Raw genomic sequence first — 14,860 nt, 5'->3', positions numbered from 1 at the left:
CGGGTGCTTGGGGAGCGGAGGCAATAGAGCAGGTCCCTGGGGACCGTGATTGCGGGCGGGCATAGCTACGTCCTTGTGCTGTTTTGGGGGAGTGGGCTTGTTGGCGTCACTTCTATGACTAATCTAACCCAAGAATGTGGCAAGTTGCCACGTGTTGGGAATGGATGCCGCCGTGCAAGAGTGTCAGCGGCCTGGGCAGGGCTTGGCATTGCGAAGGGCGCAAAGATCGCGAGCGAGCCCAGAGTGTCCTGCTATTCGACACAGGCGTTCGCGCTGAACCCCTTGTAAGCCTCGCACCACGCCGACTTGAGCAGCCCCTTGCAGCGATCGTCATGTACCGCCCGAAACGCCGCGACGTTTTCCGCTGTCATCTTTCCTGGCATCTCCTGGCGCAACTCATCGAATTTTTTTGTCAGCAGACCCTGAGTCTGAGGGTTATCCCCAACCTGCCGGACAAACGCATAAGCCGCCTTCGACGCCTGCTTGCTGGAAATGTCCGCGTGATCGCCGTCTACCGAGAGCAGTAGGTAGTAGGCTGAGCAGGTAATGCGGTCATCGTCGGCTGCGTGGGCTTGTTGGAGGAGGGCAAACGAAGAAAATAGCGCGAGGGCGGGCATCCAGAAACGCATACGAGCTGATATCCATTGAGGTGAAAATGACATAACCGCACGGAGGCTGGTGAGGTGTAGGCCGCCGCGAGGGTTCTTGGTTGTGAGACAGGTGCTTGGTGGAGCAGTCGCTCGTAGGGGGTATCGGCTGGAGGGTGGTTTTGCTTAGGGATTGGATGAGGGCGGGGTAACGGAGAGTCGAGTGATGTGAAGAAGTTGAGAGCCTTTCTAGAGTTCTTGGGTCGGGGCTTGGACCATTCATTCGGTTCAGCGAAAACTCGTTCTCCACTCGTGTAGCAAAGCCATCGGGCTTGCTGCCCAGTCAGATGTTATCCACCGCGAGTTCTTGGATGCCCATGGGTTGGGTCTTGTGGTGTTTTTTCATCCTGGTCGGGTACTTGGCCCATTCTTGCATTCAACTCAACACCCCCCAAGCTGAAGCTGGCGCCGATCCGGTTCCGCTTTATCGTCTCGAAATACTGGGTTACTCCCTCGTCATGCCGGCAGGCTGGGCGCGGATGTGCGGCGGCGAGATGAAGAAAAGCTGGTCAGGCACCGTGCCTCCGCGCCTCGACGCCTCCAACCAGGGCAGCCAGATCGGCCACGACCTCTACAGCGCCACCACCGAAAGCGGCCAGACCCAACGCATGGCCTGTTCGTCGGCCAAAGCCGCCTGCGAGGCGACGTCGACGGATTCGCCGAAGGTTTCCAGCACCGCAAGGCCGGCCACATCAAACTCAACGGCGACCACTTCGGCGCCTACTGAACCCTCGTCGATCCTCAAGGCTGGTACCTCGACGCCGTCGCCATGGGCACACGCCTGGACGGCAGCAACCGCTCGGATCGCGGCATCAAACTAGACACCGAAGGGCATGCCTTGAGTCTGTCGCTTGAAGGTGGATATCCGATTCCGGTATCGGAGCGTTGGGTGGTTGAGCCGCAGGTTCAGGTGGTTCATCAGCGTTTTGAGCTCGACAAACAGAATGACGGGATTTCCGATGTTTCGTTCGATTCGCAGCCTTACTGGACAGGGCGACTGGGTGGGCGGGTCAAAGGGCGGTATCTGCTTGATGGCATGCCTGTAGAGCCGTATGTGCGTACGAACGTCTGGCATACGCTTGGAGGTAAGGACACCACGACCTACAACGGGCTGGACCGGATCAAGACCGAGCACAAGGCGTCTTCGATGGAGGTGGGGATGGGGATGGTGGCGAAGGTTTCGGAGGGGGTGGGTGGGGTAGTGGCGTTTTGGTGAGTTGGCGATCTATAGTTGGACGGTTACCAAAAGAAGCCGATGTGTTTTGCAGTTAAACATGGAGGTGATTGCTGGCAAAGGCGATAGTTGTTCTTTGATGTCGTCTAGTTATTGATGTTGGGCGAGTTCAAAGGTTTTTCTAATGACGTGCCGAGATGCTTGGAGTGCTTGTGATCTAGCGCTTTTGGATCATCAGTTGCTAACAGCAGTGCATGCGGAGTGTCAGCGAGCGTTTGTCCCGCGTTCCACTCTTTACTACTGGGAACCCTTTTTGGAGCTTTGAAGGCGGGTTGAATTTAACTCCTTGTAGTCGAGAAAATGTGACATTTTAAGTGAAGATCCCTACAAGCACGCCAACAAGCGCTCATTTCTGAGCGCTTGAAATGTTGTGGTGTGCTGATTGTTTTAGGTTGAGTTAGCTCTCAAAAGTGAATTGTGGTTGTTTGTGATAGGACTCAAGGTTTACATGTTCACCGTTGAGTATTCTTTCATGAATGTTTTTGAGTTCTTCTGTATTGCAGTTCTTGTCAAGGAATCTAAAAGCGGATGCCGCGACGTACTCTGGAAACATTTCAAAGCTGTACCAATTTCTCCCGTTTGTCTCTGCAACTTGTCCTGTAGTGTTGGACCCTCCAAATATGTCAACTACTAAGTCGCCAGGCTCTGTGAGCATTTTTATAAAAAACTCTGGTAGTTTTGCTGGGAATCTAGCAGGATGCCCCTTTAGTCCAAGTGTTTTACATGCGGATAAATACGAGCCGTTAGACTCTGAATTTGGAATCTGCAACAGATTTGGAGGTATGGCGCCACCGTTGTCTTTGCCAAAGCTAGTGCCAATGTCATGGCCTGAGGGGCGAGTTTTCGCTGTGTAAAACTTCTCGGGATCCTCAATTAGTTTTTTCATTCGATCGCTGTAGGGGGCAAGTACTTTTGTGATGTCCGATTTTGGCCATTCTGTTTTGCTGAACCACCAAACCGTGTTCACGGCATCTTTTACTCTGAGCTTACGCTTGTTGACCCACTCAATGGGGCTCGGCAGTTTGGAGGGGTTAAACCAATAAAAATCTTCTGCCAGAAAGTATCCGAGCTCATCAACCATTCGAATTAGTACTCGAAAGTTATATAGCGTTCTTACCGGAACACCTTTCATGTAAGCGCCGCCGAAGTCTACTACAAAGCTTCCGTCATCTTTCAGCTTTTGGTGAACTAGACGTGCGAATCCTAAGAACCAGTCAATATATTCATGCTGATCTAAGTTTCCGTACTCCTTTTTTCGCTGTAAGGCGAATGGTGGGCTCGTCATCACTAGGCTAACACTTTTGTCGGGAAGCTTGGTTAAAAGCTCCATGGAGTCGCCAATGAACATCGATCCATTCGCAGTGGAATATGCCGGTGTCACGTCATGCATCATAAAAAGCTACTCATAGTCTGTAGATTCATTGTCATCAGCGCTGGATTATCCCTTGTATGACCAAAAACATAAAGCCCTCATCGACGAGGCGTCTGTTTGCATCGAACCTGAGAAAAATGAGAGAGACCTTAGGTCTGTCACAGGAGGCTTTGGCTGACGCGGCCGGGCTTCACAGGACATACGTAGGCTCTGTAGAGCGTGGCGAGCGAAATATTTCGATTGATAATATTGAGAGACTTTCAATCGCTTTAGGGGTGTGTCCGTCAAAACTTTTGGAGGAGGTGGGTGGTGAAGTTGGTTCCGCACGTTGATTTGGCAGAGTTGGAAAGTTTGTGGCCTTCTATTCAAAAATACCAGAGTTTAGCGAACCGGCATGGTATTGATGATGTGTTTCAGGATAATGGTGGCAAATTACTACAGGTCTTATTAAGCCTCGGTCTGAGAGTGTTGCCCGGTCGTGAAGGCAATGATGCGGTAGATGCGCATGGACAAGAGTATGAGTTGAAGTCGGCGAACTCTGAGCTGGTGGTTAGTTTTTCTACGCATCATCACATGAATCCAACAATCATTGATAAATACAGAAAGGTTCCTTGGATTTTTGCGGTTTATAAGCATATTGCCATTCAGGCTATTTATATTCTAATGCCAGATCGGTTGGAGTACTATTTTTCTAAATGGGAAAATAAATGGCATGATGAGGGCGGTAAAGATATAAATAATCCCAAGATTCCAATTCCTTATGTGATTGAGCACGGAGAGCTATTGTATGGGACTGCCCCCTTACCTCCTTTCGGCAAGCGTAAGCGTGTGACGCCACCAGATGCAGCAGGTTTCGAAGCAGACGAGCTCTAAGGGCGAGAGTATGGTGCGGCTAGATCATGGTCGCATCATGCACGCTCTTTAACGAAGATTTGGTGAGGTGTGTCGTTATTGGATTTTTTTATTTTGGATTAAACTTATTAGTATTTTTCTAGATTGCTTCAGTTTTATCTAGTAAACAAAGCATTTTAAGTGGTGTCAGGTCTTTTATAGAGAAAGTACTTGATATTTTAACCCTGGACTCATATTGTCCGTGCATCTATTCCTCATGTTATGCGCGGTAGGGTGAAGCATCTCGCGTGGCAACGATTGACTATGCGCTGTAAGCCTGTCACTACTCCCAGTGAGCGGGAATCCTGATGTCGTACCTTTTGGCCACGGCCTTTAGCGTTGAGAGGATCTCTGCATGCCTTACTTTTTCACTGCTTAGCCAAGCGCTTCGTTTATCTAGCAGGTCTTTCAACTCGTTGAGATTGTAAATGCCAATGCGATGGAAATTACCCCAGCTCGGTGTACCGAAGAGATTGTAGATGACTATGGTCGCGTCGCGCTCGCTGGCAAGACGTTTCTCGCCGTTTAGCTTGGCAGCCGCGGCTTCAGCTTCGTCCCGATCTTCATAAGTGTTAAGCAGTATCATCAATACTCGGGTGCCGTCAGTCTGTGTGGAATTCTGCCTAGAGCCAGCAGGGTGAGCTAGCTAAACTGTTGTAGGGTACCGCTGATCAAGTTTTTTCGATAGCTCAAGCGGCACTTATACCCCGAATCGAGACCGTCACCCTTCGCTCCATCAGCTTTGTGTCCTCATTGATCGTTCATTCGCAGCAAGAGCGGCAGGTTCGGGTATTAGCGGCTGGCTTCTAAGCCGATGAGAAAGGCGGGTTTTCGCTGGTTATCGTTGCCGGCCGTTAATCGCCGACATGCCCTGCTTTCGGAGACTCTTACTGCTGGGGGCTAGAGGGTGGCACTACCGGCAACACGAATCAAGCCTGGCGCGCGGCGATAGCATCATAAAGGGCATTGTGGTTTAGCTCTGTGCTCTCGGTGCTCAAATTTTGCCCCTAGCGCTGGCACACGGCATCATTGAGTCGGAATTTCGCGACCCTGAATGTGCTTACCTGGGACTTCGAGCACCAGTACGCAAGCACGATTCCTTACAAGGTCGCGGTGAGGGTTGTGGTTTTTATGAATCGAGAGGCGTTGTGGGCTATCCTCGCGGGGCCCGGAACGAACCAAGCTCTTCTGTAGCAGCAAGCAGCATGGGCAGCGCGCCGCCCGCCCTATTGCCCAGTAGGACGCTGAATCTCGATCACGTAACGCTCCACGACCGTAACCTCGTTGGACGAGCGCTTCTTCTGCTGATGTGCTGTTCGATCATCGCTTACACATTGTGAATTTACAGGACGCTTGTTGCGGGATCGCTAGTGGTCGTATGCATAAGTGCCCTACTTTCGCGAAGCCCTCGCCCCTGTTGTCGAATTTTGATGTAGGTGCAGAGTGGGGGGGGCGGAAGTGGAGCCTATTGCGGGGAAACTTCATTTAGAGCATGTCGAGGATTTCGTTCACACAAGCGACCCCCATTGCTACAGTCACGCCCCAACTCTATTGAAAGAATGAGTACTAGCATGCCCGCAATGTGGATGATCCGAGGTGACGGCGGCCGTCTGTATGACGATTTCAGAGATCGCAAGCTCGCAGCAATTGGCTGGGCTCAATTAGTCCTTGAAGCCAAACCTGGCGTTTCGCGGAAGGCGTTGATTCAGGCCTACAAAGACTGTGAACCGGGGATAAAAGACGGGACTGCCATATCAGGTGCTTCACAGGTTTACCGTTTTGTTAACGAAATCAAAATAGGCGATGCAGTCGTTACATATTCTCCAGCGAACCGGACCTATTTGGTCGGTCATTTCACGGGAGCGTGCGAGACGGACCTCGATCTGGGAGATGACGGAATGTCTTTTACCAGGTCTGTTGAGTGGTACCCGCAGGAGGTTGACCGCGACAAGCTTACGAGCGCGAGCAGGAACAGCCTCGGATCTACGTTGACAGTGTTCAACGTTGCTGGAGATGCCCAGAAGGAGTTGTTGGCTCTCGCCACCGGTAAAAGCGTCTCAGTTCCACCGAAAGATCTGATTGAAGATTCAGAAGCTTTGGAAGATCCGTTGAAGGGAGTCCAGGAGATCGCTTTTGAGCGGATCAAGGACCAGATCAATAGTCTGGACTGGGCTGAAATGCAGGAGCTTGTGGCTGGAATCTTGAGGGCTATGGGCTACAAAACGCTCGTCTCGCCTGCTGGCGCTGATCGCGGCAAGGACATCATTGCTTCTCCCGATGGGTTCGGATTTGAGCCTCCGCGCATTGTGGTAGAGGTTAAGCATCGAAATGCTCGGATGGGCAGTAATGAAATCCGCAGCTTTCTGGGCGGCAGACACAAGGATGATCGAGGTCTATACGTGAGTACCGGGGGATTCACCAAGGATGCGTTGTATGAGGGCGAGCGGGCTAATGTCCATTTGACGATGTGGACGCTGGATGAACTGGCGCGCACGTTGATGGCGCATTACCCGGCTACTGACCCGGAAACCAAACGCTTGGTGCCTTTGACCTACTTTTACGTTCCGGCGTGATGCCTGGGTTGCACGGCTGAATATCGTCTTCGCCAGGCTGCACTTGCTAAATCCCACCCACAAAAAAAGCCGTCCAAGGACGGCTTTTTCTATATTTGGTGGAGCCGGGGGGATTTGAACCCCCGTCCGCCAGTACTCCGCTTTCGGGCCTACATGCTTAGCCGTGTCTATTAAGTTAACCCTCAGCGACCCGACGGGCAGGGTGCTTTGGGCGAGCTGTGTAAGTTTTAGCCGATTCGTCCACAGCGTACTGCACGGCGATCCTGTTCTGTATGACAATCATTTCGGGTTTACAGGCATCCCCTGATGATTGCTGGAGCCGAAGCTACCAGAAGGAAGGCTAGCGCCGCTTACGCAGCGAGAGCTTGTTCCCCGTAGGTTTCGTCATTGGCAACTATAGAAAGTTGCAACAGTGGATTTACGACTTCTGTTACCAAGTCGGCATGCCCCTAGAGTTTCATCACCGGCGTCGAATCCTAATCGGCCCCAATTCTGCTGCTCCAGGCAGTCAGGGGACGGAGTCTACCCGAATCAATGGGATACGTCACCTTGTGCGGGATGCGACCTGTGCTGGACAGGTCGAACCCCGTTTGCCGAGGCGAAGATTACTTCGCGCCTTCGCTGCCCGAGCCCATGGTTTTCAGCTCTTGAATGGTCTTGCTGGTTTCAGCGATGCATTTCTTGTCGTCGCCGGCTTTTTGCGCGGCTTCGCCGGCCATCATGGCGCGTTCGACCTCTTCCTTTTTGTCCGGGCTGAGGTTGGTGGCCGACGAGGTGTGAGCGTCCTTGAGGGTTTGCAGGTTGGTGCCGCACAGGTCATCGGCAGCGAATACCGGGGAACCCAACAGTGCAGCGGTCAGAAACAAGCCAGTCAGTGCTGTACGTTTCATGTGTATCTCCTTAAGCCTGTGGACTGGGCATTCAATGGGGCCGATGCCCGGATAGGGAATGACAAGCAGCCATGTGTGGCGCTTAAAGAGATGGACTGTCGGCCGTCGCAGGGGTTCTATTTTTTTCGCGGGTGGTGTGAAAAAGCCATGTTGCGAGATGTGTCGGGGAAATGGGGCGATTGTCGCCCCATTTGGGTGCATCAAGCGGTTCTTGGTCGGGTGACTCTGTCCACGAGATAAACCAGCCCGTGGTAGTCGATGCCGCCGTGTTGGGTGAGGCCGATTTCGCAGGTCCGGCTGGTGGAGATGCCTTCGCTGCAGTACTGCACGGCATCCTTGAGGGTGCGCAGGGAGTGGGCGTTGAGCTCGGGTGTGGTGAAGCCTTTGTCGCCGGCGAAGCCGCAGCAGTGAATGCCTTCCGGGATCACGACGTTGAGGCTGCACATGCGCGCCAGTTCGATCAGCGCCTGGCTTTCGCCCAGGTGCTGGGTGCTGCAGGTGACGTGGACGGCAATGGCTTCCTGTTGCGGGGTGAACACCAGTTTGTCGAGCAGGTGGGTGCGGATGAAGCGGACCGGGTCGTAGAGGTCCAGCCGGGTGTCCTCGAGGTCCTGCACCAAGCGCAGGGTGCAGGGGCTGGTGTCGCAGTAGATGGGGTCCAGGCCGCCGCGGCTGGCTTTGGTCAGCGCCGCGAGCAGTTGCTGGCGTTTTTCTTCGGCCTGTTCGGCGTAGCCTTTTGAGGCGAAGGGTTGGCCGCAGCAGAGGGCGTCCTGGTCTTCGGGGAAGACGACCTGGTAACCGGCTTTTTCCAGCAGGCTGCGGGTTTTGTCCATCAGCGAGGTCTGTTCATGGTCGGCGGCTGCCGGGCCCATGACGCGCGATACGCAGGCTGCGAGGTAGACGACGCGGGGGCGTTGATCTTCAACCGGCGGGGTGAAGCGGATGGCGTTTTCCGCTTGCGGCATGGCCGGGGTCCAGAGGGGCACGCGGCCTGAGGATGCCTTGGTCAGGGCGGCGGAAATCTTCGCCAATCTCGGGGCGCCCAGCAGCATGCGTGCGCCGTTGGCGGCGTGCAGGGTGAAGCGTGCGCCTTTGAGGGCGGTGGTGAAGTGATCGGCCAGCCAGCCTGCGGTCTTGCCGTGGGTGGCTTGCTGGGCGCGCAGTTTTTTCACCAGTTCGCCGGTGTTGATGCCGACCGGGCAGCGCTGCGCGCACAGGCCGGTGGCGGCGCAGGTGTCGATGCCCTGGTAGTGGTAGTCGCGCTCCAGTTCGGTGGTGTCGATGCCGCTGCGTTTTTTGGCCTGGATGTCGCGCCACATGACGATGCGCTGGCGCGGGCTGAGGGTCAGTCCTTTGGACGGACACACCGGCTCACAAAATCCGCACTCGATGCATTTGTCGACGATGGTGTCGGCAGCGGGCATGGGCTTGAGGTGTTTGAGGTGGATCTGCGGGTCTTCGCTGAGCACGACGTCCGGGTTGAGAATGCCGGTGGGGTCGAGCAGGCGTTTGAGTTGCCACATCAATTGATAGGCTTCGCTGCCCCATTCGAGTTCGACGAAGGGCGCCATGTTGCGGCCGGTGCCGTGCTCGGCCTTGAGCGAGCCGTTGAATTCCACCGCGACCAGTTGCGTGACGTCGTCCATGAAGGCCGAGTAGCGGGCGATTTCTTCAGGGTCGTTGAAGCCCTGGGTGAACACGAAGTGCAGGTTACCCTCTAGCGCGTGGCCGAAGAGGATCGCTTCGTCGTAGTGGTGCTTGTCGAATAGTTCGATGAGGCGGCGCACGCCGATGGCCAGTTGCTCGACCGGGAAAGTGACGTCTTCGATGATGACCGTGGTGCCGGTTTCGCGCACGGCGCCGACGGCGGGGAAGGTGTCCTTGCGGATGGCCCAGAGGCGGGCGTTTTCGCCGGGGTCTTCGGTGAAATCGACCTGTTTCTCCACCGGAAAATGCGCGATGGAGGCCATGATTTGTGCCAGTTGTTCGTGCAGCAACGGCTGGGTCGCGGCGCGGGCTTCGATCAGCAGGGCGCAGGCACTTTCCGATAGCTCTCGTACGAAAGCGGGCATGCCGGGCTTGTTCTGCACGGAACGCATGCTGCGCCGGTCGAGCAGTTCGACGGCTGAGACAGGTTGTGTCTTCAACACGGTTACCGCGTTGCAGCAGGTTTCCACGTCGGGGAAGACGATCAGCGCCGAGGCCTTGTTCGGGTGGTCGGGCACGGTGTCGTAGGTCACGGCGCTGATGAAGCCCAGCGTGCCCTCGGAGCCGACCAGCAGGTGGCTCAAGATATCCAGCGGCTCGTCGAAATCGACCAGGGCATTGAGTGACAGCCCGGTGGTGTTTTTCAGACGATATTTGTGGCGAATCTTTGCAGCCAGCTCGGCATTTGCCCGGGTCTTGCGGCCCAGTTGCGCAAGGCTCTCCAGCAGCGCGCCATGGCTTGCGCGAAAGGCGGCGACGCTGGTGGCGTCTTCGGTGTCGATGCGCGTGCCGTCGGCCAGCACCATGCGGATGCCCGCCAGGGTGTGGTAGGTGTTCTGGGCGGTGCCGCAGCACATGCCGCTGGAGTTGTTGGCGACGATGCCGCCGATCTTGGCGGCGTTGATCGAGGCCGGGTCAGGGCCGATCTTGCGTCCAAACGGCGCGAGCCAGGCGTTGGCCTGGGCGCCGATGACGCCGGGTTGCAGGCGGATCTGTTCGCCTTGCCTACGAATTTCGCGGCCGTTCCAGTTGTCGCCCAGCACGATCAGCACCGAGTCGCTGATGGCCTGGCCGGACAGGCTGGTGCCAGCGGCGCGAAAGGTCACCGGGACGCGATCGACGCGGGCGTGCTGCAGCAGCGCGACCACTTCGTCTTCGGATTCGACACGAATCACCAGCTTTGGAATCAGCCGGTAGAAGCTCGCGTCAGTGCCGAAGGCCAGGGTCGAGAGCGGGTCGTCGAAGCGGCGTTCGGCGGGGATCAGGCGTTTCACATCGGCCAGGAAGGAGGCGGGCAGGCTCATGCGGTCTTCCTCTGCAGCCGCGGCATCTGGCGTGCCGCGTGCGTGGTGCGTTATCTGAAGGGGTGGGCGCTCAGGCGCCCAGTTCACGCAGCTCTCGGACGAGGGAGTCGCGGGTGATTTCGCTGATGGATTTGGCGCCTGTCAGCACCATGGCCACGCGCATTTCTTTCTCGAAAAGTTCGAGCAGATGTTTCACGCCGGCTTCGCCATGGGTAGCCAGGGCGTAGATGAAGGCGCGACCGATCATCACGGTGTCGGCGCCCAGGGCAATCATGCGTACCACGTCCAGCCCGCTGCGAATGCCGGAGTCGGCGAGGATCTTGATGTCACCTTTCACGGCGTCGGCAATGGCAGGCAGTGCGCGGGCGCTGGACAGTACGCCGTCGAGCTGGCGGCCGCCGTGGTTGGAGACGACGATGCCGTCAGCGCCGAATTTCACGGCATCGCGGGCGTCGTCAGGGTCCAGGATGCCCTTGATCAGCATCGGGCCGTCCCAGTAGTCGCGAATCCATTCCAGATCTTTCCAGGAAATCGACGGATCGAAATTGTTGCCCAGCCAGGCGATGTAATCGGTCAAACCTGTCGGGCTGCCACGGTAGGCGGAGACGTTGCCCAGGTCATGGGGACGGCCGTTGACGCCGACGTCCCAGGCCCATTGCGGATGAACCATGGATTGCAGCACGCGACGGATCGGGCCGTTGCTGCCGCTCATGCCCGAATGCAGGTCGCGGTAGCGGGCTCCGGGCACTGGCATGTCGACGGTGAACACCAAGGTCTTCACCCCGGCGGCCTTGGCGCGTTCCAGCGCATTGCGCATGAAGCCGCGGTCCTTGAGCACGTACAACTGGAACCACATGGGGCGGTCGATGGCGGGCGCGACTTCTTCAATCGGGCACACCGACACGGTCGACAAGGTAAACGGAATGCCTTTGCTGGCTGCGGCGCGGGCGGCCTGTACTTCGCCGCGACGGGCATACATGCCGCAAAGTCCTACAGGTGCCAGGGCCACGGGCATGCTCAGGGTTTCATTGAACAGCGTGGTTTGCAGGCTCAGTTCCGACATGTTTTTCAGAACGCGCTGACGCAAAGCGATACCAGCGAGGTCGGAAACGTTGTGGCGCAGGGTGTGTTCGGCGTAGGCGCCACCGTCGGCGTAGTGAAACAGGAAAGGCGGCAGCTTGCGCTGTGCAGCGGCGCGGTAGTCGGTTGCGGCGGAAATGATCATGGGGTCTCGCAGCGTTGAATGAGCAGGGCAGCAGCCGGGCGCACGCAGTGGCGCCCGGTGCTCGTCTCTTTAGTGAACCAGCATGCCGGTGAACCAGTACGCCTGGGCGTAGGTGATGCAACCGACGATGGCGGCGAAGAAGATGCTGTGCTTGAGGGTGAAGCGGAACAGATCGGACTCTTTACCCACAAGACCTGTGGCCGCACAGGCGACCGCGATCGATTGCGGGGAAATCATCTTGCCGGTTACGCCGCCGCTGGAGTTGGCGGCCACCATCAGCACGTCGCTGACGCCCACCTGGTGCGCGGTGGTCGCTTGCAGCGAGCCGAACAGGGCGTTGCTCGATGTGTCGGAACCGGTCAGGAACACCCCCAGCCAGCCCAGGAAGGGCGAGAAGAACGGGAACGCAGCGCCCGTACCAGCCAGCACCAGGGCCAGTGTGGTGGACATGCCCGAGTAGTTCATGACGAAGGCGAAGGCCAGCACCATGCCGATGGACACGATAGCCCAGCGCAGTTCGATCAGGGTTTCCTTGAAAGTGGTCAGACCAGTTTTTGCGCCGATGCGCAGTACGATCATCGCCAGAATCGCCGAGACCAGAATCGCGCTGCCCGATGCGGCCAGCAGGTCGAACTTGTACACGGCTGGCATGGCGGTCGGGTTGGCCACGATGGGGGCGGCCTTCATGACCAGTTGATCCAGGTGCGGAACCGGGAAGTTCATGGTCAGGGCTTGCAGCGGGCCGCCAGCGGCGAACAGCGCCTTGAACGGCTTCAGCGTCCAGATCGTGACGATCACGGTCAGGATCAGGAACGGCGACCAGGCCTTGATGATGGTGCCGGCGGAGTACGGGGATTTCTTGGTGGTGCGTGGCTGGCCGAAACCGCCAGGGCCGCCCATCACCACGGCACCGCCGCCTGCGCTGGCCACTTGCATGTCGGCGGCGCGGGCCGGTTGCCAGACTTTCAGGAAGAAGGTCAGGGACACCAGGCTCACCAGTGCCGAGGTAATGTCAGGCAGTTCCGGGCCAATGTAGTTGGAGGTCAGGTATTGCACGATGGCGAAGCTGCCGCCTGCTACCAGCGCTGCGGGCCAGGTCTCCTTCACGCCCTTGACGCCGTCCATCATGAACATCAGCCAGAACGGCACGAACACCGACAGCAGCGGCAGTTGGCGACCGGCCATGGCGCCGATCTTGAAGGCGTCGATGCCCGACACCTGGCCGGCGACGATGATCGGAATCCCCAGGGCGCCGAACGCTACCGGCGCGGTATTGGCGATCAGGCACAGGCCGGCTGCGTACAGCGGGTTCAGCCCCAGGCCTACAAGCAGCGCCGCGGTGATCGCCACCGGCGCACCGAAACCTGCCGCGCCTTCCAGGAAGGCACCGAAGCAGAAGCCGATCAGCAGGACCTGCAAGCGCTGGTCGTCGGTGATCGACATGACGGAGCTTCGAATGATCTCGAACTGGCCGCTCTTGACGGTGAGTTTGTAGAGGAACACCGCCGCGATGATGATCCACGCGATGGGCCACAGGCCGTACAAAAAGCCGTAGATCGCCGAGGCGATGGCCATGTCGGCTGGCATTTTGAACGCGAAGATCGCGATCAGCACGGCAAGCAACAGGGTGATGGTGCCCGCAATGTGTCCTTTGAGCCGAAAGACCGCCAGCGCAAGAAAGAAGAACACGATCGGGATGACTGCAGCGAGCGCCGAAAGGCCCAGGCTGCCCAAGGGTGTGTAGAACTGTTGCCAGGTTTGCATGTAGGAGGCCCCTAGTTGTTTTTGGTTAGGCCCGGTGTCCGTGTCCTGCGTGCGCGGCTCCAGCGGACGACGGCCTGTTGGCCTCTGTCCTGCCGGTGCTGACGAACGAATCGCACAGCTCACCAGCTCAAGCGTTGCGCCGTCGCGAATCGCTTGCGGCGTGTCGTGGGGATAGCCACTCGTCGCCGGCATTCATAAATTGGTAAGACCAATTTACAATGTCTTGTCGCTAGGTTAAAAGCCTTGGTGTTGATGTGTCAATTTCAGGCTCTAGAACTTTTGTAGCAGTTCGTCCGGCTTTTGCCTGAAATGGTGATTCGGATTGCATCTGCCGGGTGAATGTCTGGCCACAATCAGTGAGAATATGCGCCCCCGTTTTTATGTCAGGCGGGGCGGCAGGTGATGTGGAGTGATGGGGTATGGGCTTTGATCAGGTGCGTCAGCGCCGGTTGTCAGACGATATTGTCGAACAGCTCGAACGAATGATTCTCGAGGGCACGCTCAGGGCCGGTGGGCGTTTGCCTGCCGAACGGGCGCTTGCCGAACAGTTCGGCGTGTCGCGCCCGTCCCTGCGCGAGGCCATCCAGAAACTCACCGCCAAGGGGCTGCTGGTCAGTCGCCAGGGCGGGGGCAATTATGTGGTGGAGAACCTGGGTTCGACTTTCAGCGATCCTTTGCTGCATCTGCTGGAAAGCAGTTCCGAGGCGCAGCGCGACCTGCTGGAATTTCGCCACACGCTGGAAGCTTCTTGCGCGTATTACGCAGCGATCCGCGCCACTGATGTGGACCGCATTCGGCTGCGTGAGGCGTTCGATGCCCTGCAGGACTGTTACACCCGGGTCGATGAGGTGAGCCGTGCCGAAGAGGGTGCGGCGGATGCGAACTTCCACCTGGCGATTGCCGAAGCGAGCCACAACGCGGTGTTGCTGCATACCATTCGTGGGTTGTTCGACCTGTTGCGGCGCAATGTGGTGACCAACATCGGGGGTATGTATCAGCAGCGCTCGGAAACGCGTGACATGCTGATCAGTCAGCACCGTGAGTTGTACCTGGCGATCATCGAAGGCCGGGCCGACGACGCCCGCGAGGTGTCCAGCCGTCATTTGCTGTATGTGCAGGAAGTGCTGGAAGAAGTGCGCCAGCAGGTGCAGCGAACGGCCCGTGCCGAGCGGCGTAACGGGATTTAAGAAAGCACCACGCATCCGTAGCAGCACGGCTTGCCGGCGGGGGCGTCAATGAGATAGATCGGAAGA

At 57.2% G+C, this 14,860-nt stretch carries 13 protein-coding genes and 1 other RNA gene; 5 read left to right on the top strand and 9 right to left on the bottom strand.

Annotated features, from left to right (window positions below):
• Positions 1-251: 251 nt before the first annotated feature.
• A complete protein-coding gene (locus NPS29_RS15435) occupies positions 252-629 on the bottom strand; it encodes a hypothetical protein (protein ID WP_274133604.1) in 378 nt (125 codons plus the stop codon).
• Positions 630-1,218: 589 nt separating this feature from the next.
• Entirely contained in the window at positions 1,219-1,392 is a 174-nt protein-coding gene (locus NPS29_RS15430) for a hypothetical protein (protein ID WP_274133603.1), read from the bottom strand.
• Between the two features lie 24 nt (positions 1,393-1,416).
• On the opposite strand from NPS29_RS15430, the gene NPS29_RS15425 reads away from it, so the two are divergent.
• Positions 1,417-1,863 carry an autotransporter domain-containing protein gene (locus NPS29_RS15425; RefSeq protein ID WP_274133602.1) on the top strand — a complete coding sequence of 149 codons (447 nt, stop codon included), beginning with the start codon at positions 1,417-1,419 and terminating at the stop codon, positions 1,861-1,863.
• Between the two features lie 415 nt (positions 1,864-2,278).
• On the opposite strand, the gene NPS29_RS15420 is transcribed toward NPS29_RS15425, so the two are convergent.
• Positions 2,279-3,229: a DNA-methyltransferase gene (locus NPS29_RS15420; protein WP_274133601.1), complete on the bottom strand. Its 951-nt coding sequence runs from the start codon at positions 3,227-3,229 to the stop codon at positions 2,279-2,281.
• A gap of 101 nt (positions 3,230-3,330) precedes the next feature.
• Here NPS29_RS15420 and NPS29_RS15415 point away from each other — a divergent pair, with 101 nt between their 5' ends.
• A complete protein-coding gene (locus NPS29_RS15415; RefSeq protein ID WP_274133600.1) occupies positions 3,331-3,585 on the top strand; it encodes a helix-turn-helix domain-containing protein in 255 nt (84 codons plus the stop codon).
• The gene (locus tag NPS29_RS15410; RefSeq protein WP_274133599.1) at positions 3,563-4,126 is read left to right on the top strand and encodes a hypothetical protein; all 564 of its coding nucleotides are present in this window, start codon (positions 3,563-3,565) and stop codon (positions 4,124-4,126) included. Before NPS29_RS15415 ends, NPS29_RS15410 begins: the two co-directional genes overlap by 23 nt.
• Positions 4,127-4,427: 301 nt before the next feature.
• On the opposite strand, the gene NPS29_RS15405 is transcribed toward NPS29_RS15410, so the two are convergent.
• A complete protein-coding gene (locus tag NPS29_RS15405) occupies positions 4,428-4,730 on the bottom strand; it encodes a hypothetical protein (protein ID WP_274133598.1) in 303 nt (100 codons plus the stop codon).
• A 985-nt stretch (positions 4,731-5,715) separates the two neighbouring features.
• Between NPS29_RS15405 and NPS29_RS15400 the strand changes: the two genes are divergently transcribed.
• The gene (locus NPS29_RS15400) at positions 5,716-6,717 is read left to right on the top strand and encodes a restriction endonuclease (RefSeq protein ID WP_274133597.1); all 1,002 of its coding nucleotides are present in this window, start codon (positions 5,716-5,718) and stop codon (positions 6,715-6,717) included.
• A 96-nt stretch (positions 6,718-6,813) separates the two neighbouring features.
• Here the strand turns inward: NPS29_RS15400 and ssrA are convergent.
• The 5 genes from ssrA to NPS29_RS15375 all read right to left on the bottom strand — a co-directional run bounded on the left by ssrA (position 6,814) and on the right by NPS29_RS15375 (position 13,607).
• Positions 6,814-7,205: a transfer-messenger RNA gene (gene ssrA / locus NPS29_RS15395) on the bottom strand.
• Between the two features lie 117 nt (positions 7,206-7,322).
• Positions 7,323-7,607 carry a hypothetical protein gene (locus NPS29_RS15390; RefSeq protein WP_274133596.1) on the bottom strand — a complete coding sequence of 95 codons (285 nt, stop codon included), beginning with the start codon at positions 7,605-7,607 and terminating at the stop codon, positions 7,323-7,325.
• Between the two features lie 200 nt (positions 7,608-7,807).
• Positions 7,808-10,618: an FAD-binding and (Fe-S)-binding domain-containing protein gene (locus tag NPS29_RS15385; protein ID WP_274133595.1), complete on the bottom strand. Its 2,811-nt coding sequence runs from the start codon at positions 10,616-10,618 to the stop codon at positions 7,808-7,810.
• 70 nt (positions 10,619-10,688) lie between these two features.
• On the bottom strand, positions 10,689-11,843 hold the full coding sequence (lldD, locus tag NPS29_RS15380) for an FMN-dependent L-lactate dehydrogenase LldD (RefSeq protein ID WP_274133594.1): 1,155 nt from the start codon (positions 11,841-11,843) through the stop codon (positions 10,689-10,691).
• 69 nt (positions 11,844-11,912) lie between these two features.
• Positions 11,913-13,607 (bottom strand): lactate permease LctP family transporter, encoded by a 1,695-nt coding sequence (locus tag NPS29_RS15375; RefSeq protein ID WP_274133593.1) that lies wholly within the window; start codon positions 13,605-13,607, stop codon positions 11,913-11,915.
• A 419-nt stretch (positions 13,608-14,026) separates the two neighbouring features.
• Between NPS29_RS15375 and NPS29_RS15370 the strand changes: the two genes are divergently transcribed.
• Entirely contained in the window at positions 14,027-14,794 is a 768-nt protein-coding gene (locus tag NPS29_RS15370) for a GntR family transcriptional regulator (protein ID WP_274133592.1), read from the top strand.
• Positions 14,795-14,860 lie beyond the last annotated feature (66 nt).

This window comes from Pseudomonas putida (genome assembly GCF_028682175.1).
In the GTDB taxonomy this organism is placed as follows: domain Bacteria; phylum Pseudomonadota; class Gammaproteobacteria; order Pseudomonadales; family Pseudomonadaceae; genus Aquipseudomonas; species Aquipseudomonas putida_AD.
The sequence above is the reverse complement of the archived record's forward strand: the minus strand, read 5'-3'. Positions and strand labels throughout refer to the sequence as shown.

Coding starts and splice junctions, on each gene's coding strand:
- NPS29_RS15420 (WP_274133601.1), bottom strand. CDS start 3,229: ATGTTCATTGGCGACTCCATGGAGCTTTTAACCAAGCTTCCCGACAAA.
- lldD (WP_274133594.1), bottom strand. CDS start 11,843: ATGATCATTTCCGCCGCAACCGACTACCGCGCCGCTGCACAGCGCAAG.
- NPS29_RS15415 (WP_274133600.1), top strand. CDS start 3,331: ATGACCAAAAACATAAAGCCCTCATCGACGAGGCGTCTGTTTGCATCG.
- NPS29_RS15370 (WP_274133592.1), top strand. CDS start 14,027: ATGGGCTTTGATCAGGTGCGTCAGCGCCGGTTGTCAGACGATATTGTC.
- NPS29_RS15425 (WP_274133602.1), top strand. CDS start 1,417: ATGGGCACACGCCTGGACGGCAGCAACCGCTCGGATCGCGGCATCAAA.
- NPS29_RS15390 (WP_274133596.1), bottom strand. CDS start 7,607: ATGAAACGTACAGCACTGACTGGCTTGTTTCTGACCGCTGCACTGTTG.
- NPS29_RS15385 (WP_274133595.1), bottom strand. CDS start 10,618: ATGAGCCTGCCCGCCTCCTTCCTGGCCGATGTGAAACGCCTGATCCCC.
- NPS29_RS15375 (WP_274133593.1), bottom strand. CDS start 13,607: ATGCAAACCTGGCAACAGTTCTACACACCCTTGGGCAGCCTGGGCCTT.
- NPS29_RS15435 (WP_274133604.1), bottom strand. CDS start 629: ATGCGTTTCTGGATGCCCGCCCTCGCGCTATTTTCTTCGTTTGCCCTC.
- NPS29_RS15400 (WP_274133597.1), top strand. CDS start 5,716: ATGCCCGCAATGTGGATGATCCGAGGTGACGGCGGCCGTCTGTATGAC.
- NPS29_RS15405 (WP_274133598.1), bottom strand. CDS start 4,730: ATGATACTGCTTAACACTTATGAAGATCGGGACGAAGCTGAAGCCGCG.